Below are 328 nucleotides of genomic sequence, written 5' to 3'. Positions count from 1 at the left end.
CGTTCCTGTGCAGGCATTTTTTACTGCCGGACCCCACGCCCCCACGGGGGGCAATGCCTTCACGCCATCAGCGGCGCAGGCTTTCAACCTCTAACTTTCATACCCTACTTATTGCCGACTTAGCCGCCATGACCGACACCCCCGACCCTGCTGCCGTCTCGTCTCCCGCTGTCAAAGCCGCGGTGCTTTCCGAAGCGCTGCCCTATATCCGACGATTCCACGGCAAAACCATCGTGGTCAAGTACGGCGGCAACGCCATGACGGAAGAGCGATTGCAGCGCAGTTTTGCGCATGACGTGGTGCTGCTCAAGCTGGTGGGTCTGAATCC

General features: G+C 59.8%; 1 pseudogene. It reads left to right on the top strand.

The window, feature by feature from the left end:
* Positions 1 to 128: 128 nt before the first annotated feature.
* Positions 129 to 328 (top strand): annotated as a pseudogene (locus tag SB751_RS29010) (acetylglutamate kinase); the annotation flags it as partial.

It is taken from the genome of Cupriavidus sp. SIMBA_020 (assembly GCF_046535395.1).
GTDB classification, from domain to species: domain Bacteria; phylum Pseudomonadota; class Gammaproteobacteria; order Burkholderiales; family Burkholderiaceae; genus Cupriavidus; species Cupriavidus campinensis.
The sequence above is the reverse complement of the archived record's forward strand: the minus strand, read 5'-3'. Positions and strand labels throughout refer to the sequence as shown.